Below are 4,734 nucleotides of genomic sequence, written 5' to 3'. Positions count from 1 at the left end.
CCTCTGTCCCCCCTTGGTAAGGCCAACCCCCCTCTGTCCCCCCTTGGTAAGGGGGGATTAGGGGGGTGAAATTAAACGACAACAGGTTTTCGTTATATAGGGATTTGAGTAACTGAGTTAAGAAGAAAGGATTTCCCTGAGTTTTGTTAAACACTAACTCAGCCAACGATATTGTCTTTGTCGTGTCACTGCGGAAGGTATCACTGATTAATTGATTGACATGAGTGAGTTGCAAAGGCTGGAGTACAATATTATTAACAACTGCACCTTTTTGTTGAATTTCTTCTAGAGTCAACATCAACGGATGAGTTGCACTGACTTCGTTATCCCGATACGCTCCAATTAGTAGTAAATATTGACTATTTGGCTCACAAGCAAGCAACTGAATCAACTTCAAGGAAGCTAAATCTGCCCACTGTAAGTCATCCAAGAAGAGAACCAATGGGTGTTCGGGTTTGGTAAATACATGAATGAATTGTTGAAACAACCGATTAAATCGATTTTGGGATTCAGTTGGTCCTAATTGAGGAACATCTGGCTGAACACCAACAATCCTTTCAACTTCGGGAATAACATCAGTAATCACTTGACCGTTAGAACCGAAGGCTTCTAAAAGTTTTGCTTTCCAAACGGCTATCTTGTCAGCACTTTCTGTTAGTAACTGCCGGATTAATTCCTGAAACGCCTGAATCAAGGAAGCATAAGGAATATTCCGCTTCAATTGGTCAAACTTACCAGAAATAAAGTAACCCCGTTGACGGAGGATGGGTTTATGAATTTCATTGACTAAGGAAGATTTGCCAATACCTGAGTAACCACTCACTAACATCATTTCTACCCCCCTATGTCCCCCCTTGGAAAGGGGGGATTCAGGGGGGTTTGCCACTCGCTCAAAGGCATCCATGAGGTTAGCTACTTCTTTTTTGCGACCATAAAGCTTTTGTGGAATGATAAATTGACTATATAAATCAAGTTGACCGACAATGAAATCTTCAATTTTTCCAGTCGCTTGCAGTTTTCTTAGACACTCTTCTAAGTCCGCTTTTAATCCCAAAGCATTTTGATATCTTTCTTCAGCAGTTTTTGCCAATAATTTCATGACAATATCAGAAAGTGCTTGCGGAATCTCTGGATTGAGTTCTTTTGGTGGCACTGCTGTTCTAGCAATATGACAATGAACCAATTCCAAAGGGTCAGCAGCTTGAAAAGGTAACTGTCCTGTGAGCATTTCATAGAAGGTGACACCTAAGGAATAGAAATCACTTCGGTAGTCAATTAAGCGATTCATCCTCCCAGTTTGTTCTGGTGACATATAGGCAAGGGTGCCTTCCAGCAAATTGGGATCATTGGCTGTCTGATTTTCACTCGATAGACGCGATGAAATGCTAAAGTCTATAATTTCAACTTGACCTGTTTTCGCGTTTATAAGGATATTATGGGGTTTAATATCTTTATGAATAATATTGTTTTGATGTAGCTGAGCAAGTGTTGAAGATAATTGAATTGCAATTTGCAGAAATTTGCTTAGATTTAAGCTGAAATTGAAATTTTGACCATTAATGAAATTTTTTAGGGGTTCTCCCTCAAAATCTGACAAGATGAGCGCCAAACCATTTTGATAGCTTTCTAAAGCTAAGGGTTTAATAATTCCTTCTATCTCTAAAGCTTGGAGTATTTTATATTCGTGTCTTAATCGGGTAAGCTGTTCTATAGTGGGATACTCTGTTTTAAGAGTTTTAATAATCACCGAGGTTTGGTCTATTTCCCTCAAAGCACGATAAACACACGTAGTGGCACCGTCATAAATGACTTCGATGAGGTTGTAACCGCTAATGGTGATACTCATAGTTCTCGCGCATGTGAGATAAATAGCCAGTCAACTGCTGTCTCGGCATCTATCTTAAGATATATTCGTGTTTAGTTTCAGGAATATAATTAATTGTTTACATGCTCAGCCAGAATCTGCCTCACTGCATCCCGATGTGCTGATGGAATGGGCAAACTCCAGAATCCTGTTGATAGGAGATAGGGTGGTTGTTTGAACTCAATCGTTAGGATGTTGGGTTTTTCTTGGCTCCAGCTGTAGGATGTCAGCTTCTCCCACTTCACTACTGAAAGCATATAGCAGATGCCGTTTTCTCGAAACTCCAATCTGCTCAATCCCATTGAGAGAAAAGAGATGGCTAGCGACCAAAAGAAAACCGGTTGCGCTATAACTTCCACCAGATTAGTGTCACTCTCAAGCCCTGTTGAAATTCTACTAATCGCCGACCACGTATAGAAGACTGCGAACAGTGCTTCCAATACACCAGCCCAAAGCATTAATTTGCTTCGTGAAAACCGTCCGACATCAAGTAGTAAAGCACCAGCCTTTCTCTTTCGCCAGTTCCAGCTTAAGAGCCATAACGCCACAAAAGCTGCAAATAGAAAATAAATGCTTATCGATCCATATTTGCCGAGTGAATTAAGCCCGAAGCCAACGAAGAAAGCTAGCAGTATCAACAAAGCAGTGCGAGTCAAGCGCCTTTGAGCGGCTTGATGCCCGATTGTGCGGTAGGAAATTGCGTATCCAATTGCCATAGCGGGTAGAATAACAATCAATAATAATATTAACCCTGTAGAAAAGGACTCAAGCATCATCATCTCCTTGCATCTACAAAACCTATTTGTAGAATGCGTTAAGTTCTAATCTATATATAGGACCCAATTTTGTTAGGATATGCAGTCTCTATCCTGCTTGCTCACTGCGTGAGATTCTTGCCAAAAACGCAGAATTGAGATCGAACAACTGCCTTAGGACTTGGATAGCTATTCTCGGTTGAAACAGTGTCCCAGGTGGTTTAAGCATGTGCATCACTTCCAGCAGTGCCAAGCGTACATCAGCATGATTTGTCGTCAACTGCACAACTCTATCCATGTATCGGTGCATGAGTTGGGTAAGCAGACTGGGTGGTTTACCCTCGGTTCCTCGATAACGATAGTCCTCGCTTGTTGCTAATAGCCAAGGTACGGCATTGATTTTAGCGAGTTTTTTCTGGAAGCGCCTTGCTAGACCTGTCAAATCGCCGTTAGGTTGGTATTGCCGTTGCTGATGCAGACACTCATCCAAAGTCGAAGCACCCAAAACTGCAATTGTCATCCCTTGTCCATAAACCGGATTAAAAGCACAGGCTGCATCACCTAAAACCAAGAACCCTTCGAGATAACGGGGTAGTCGTTCGTAGTGACGCCAGCGATTTTCAGTGCCACGATAACTGTAGATTTGAGAGAGTGGTTCTGCATTTTTGATTGCGTTATAAATTGAAGGGCAAGGCATACTACGAACAAATTCTAATAAGCCTGCTTCATCAGTAGGTGGATAATCGCTATCGCCTCCGTAAACCGTTAGTATCCAACGATTTTCTTCCAATGGCATAAATGCAGCAGCGCGTGTGCGCGTGGGAGGTGCTGCTTGTAAAAGCACTACTCTCCAATCACTTTGAAAATCGGTGGGGAGTCGGTAAAGGCGACTGGCGTAGCCTAAAAAGGCATTGAGTACGGTTTCCTGTGGGGGTTGATAACCCAAAGCTTTCAGCCATTGAGGACTTTTGGAGCTGCGTCCACTTGCATCAACGACCAAATCGGCGTGTAACTGCTCTTCTTCAGAGGTTCCTGAACGAAGGGATACACCAGCTACACAAGTCCCACCAGTATTTGCTAAAAGTCCCGTAACATCACGCCCTTCCAGAAAGCGGACGTTGTTGATGGCACCTAAGCGACGACGAATGATCCAATCTAGTAAATCGCGACTGAATCCCAACATCGAAACATGGGAGGGAAAGCGAACTCCCCATCCACCAGGAGTAAGCCACATCATATCTGCTGTCACGTCTATGAGATGAGCACCAGCAGCAATCATTTCATCGCAAAGTCCAGGGAAAAGTTGTTCGAGGGTGAGCTGACCTTGCTGCAATAGTACATGAAGGTGGCGAGACTGAGGAGTTCCCTTGCGCGGAATTGCTGCTGAAGGAAATTGGTCTCGTTCAATGAGCGTGACTTGCTCAAAGCGATCGCTCAAAATGCGAGCGACTACCAACCCAGCCATACTACCACCGATGACAATTGCATGATTGTTTGTCATTTTCGTTTTCATCACTCACGACTCCCCAGAAATTTGACAAAAGACAGTCCTTTTACGTGGTCCATCTAACTCAAAAAATAAAACAGATTGATAGGTTCCCAAAGCTAATTTTCCATCCACAATCGGAATCACTTCACTCGTACTTAAAGTCATTGCCATTAAGTGAGAATGGGCATTCATTGGTTCATCTGCAGGAATCTTTTTTCTGAAATGTAGATCATTATGTAAGTAGCGGTCTGATTCTGGTGCTAATTTTTGCAAATACACTTTGACATCTTCTAACAATCTTTCTTCATATTCATTAATAGCTAATGCCGTGGTTGTGTGGCGAGAAAAAACCAAAGCTTGACCATTCTTAATCGAAGTTGATTCTATCAAATATTGAATTTTTGATGTCAGATTATGAATGTTGATTCCTTGTTTTGTTTCGATTTCTATAAAATTATTAACAATTGGCATACCGTCAATTTTGTGTTTTTTATTTTGCAAGTTATGGGATAAAAATTTTCCACCAAAGACAAGTATGGTGGATAAGTCTTATATCAAGTTCGCTTAATCGCTTATAAATCGCGCATTCACCCCACCCGCCCTATCGGGCACACCCCCCTCTGTCC

At 42.2% G+C, this 4,734-nt stretch carries 4 protein-coding genes; all 4 read right to left on the bottom strand.

The genetic code is table 11. The annotated features are described in order from the left end of the window. Positions 1–1,846, bottom strand: a 1,846-nt coding sequence (locus DP117_RS33590) for a serine/threonine-protein kinase (protein ID WP_169222487.1), incomplete at its 3' end; no start/stop codon positions are given. Between the two features lie 89 nt (positions 1,847–1,935). Continuing rightward, positions 1,936–2,643: a hypothetical protein gene (locus tag DP117_RS33585; RefSeq protein WP_169222486.1), complete on the bottom strand. Its 708-nt coding sequence runs from the start codon at positions 2,641–2,643 to the stop codon at positions 1,936–1,938. Positions 2,644–2,728: 85 nt separating this feature from the next. Beyond that, complete coding sequence (locus DP117_RS33580) at positions 2,729–4,120, bottom strand: FAD-dependent monooxygenase (protein ID WP_169222485.1); 1,392 nt, start codon at positions 4,118–4,120, stop codon at positions 2,729–2,731. Between the two features lie 15 nt (positions 4,121–4,135). Then, entirely contained in the window at positions 4,136–4,579 is a 444-nt protein-coding gene (locus DP117_RS33575) for a secondary thiamine-phosphate synthase enzyme YjbQ (protein ID WP_169222484.1), read from the bottom strand. Between the last annotated feature and the right edge of the window lie 155 nt (positions 4,580–4,734).

Origin of the sequence: Brasilonema sp. UFV-L1, assembly GCF_012912105.1 — a bacterium.
In the GTDB taxonomy this organism is placed as follows: domain Bacteria; phylum Cyanobacteriota; class Cyanobacteriia; order Cyanobacteriales; family Nostocaceae; genus Brasilonema.
The sequence above is the reverse complement of the archived record's forward strand: the minus strand, read 5'-3'. Positions and strand labels throughout refer to the sequence as shown.

What these genes read in the sequence shown, in the direction of transcription:
- DP117_RS33585 (WP_169222486.1), bottom strand. Translation starts at nt 2,643, where the DNA reads ATGATGATGCTTGAGTCCTTTTCTACAGGGTTAATATTATTATTGATT.
- DP117_RS33580 (WP_169222485.1), bottom strand. Translation starts at nt 4,120, where the DNA reads ATGACAAACAATCATGCAATTGTCATCGGTGGTAGTATGGCTGGGTTG.
- DP117_RS33575 (WP_169222484.1), bottom strand. Translation starts at nt 4,579, where the DNA reads ATGCCAATTGTTAATAATTTTATAGAAATCGAAACAAAACAAGGAATC.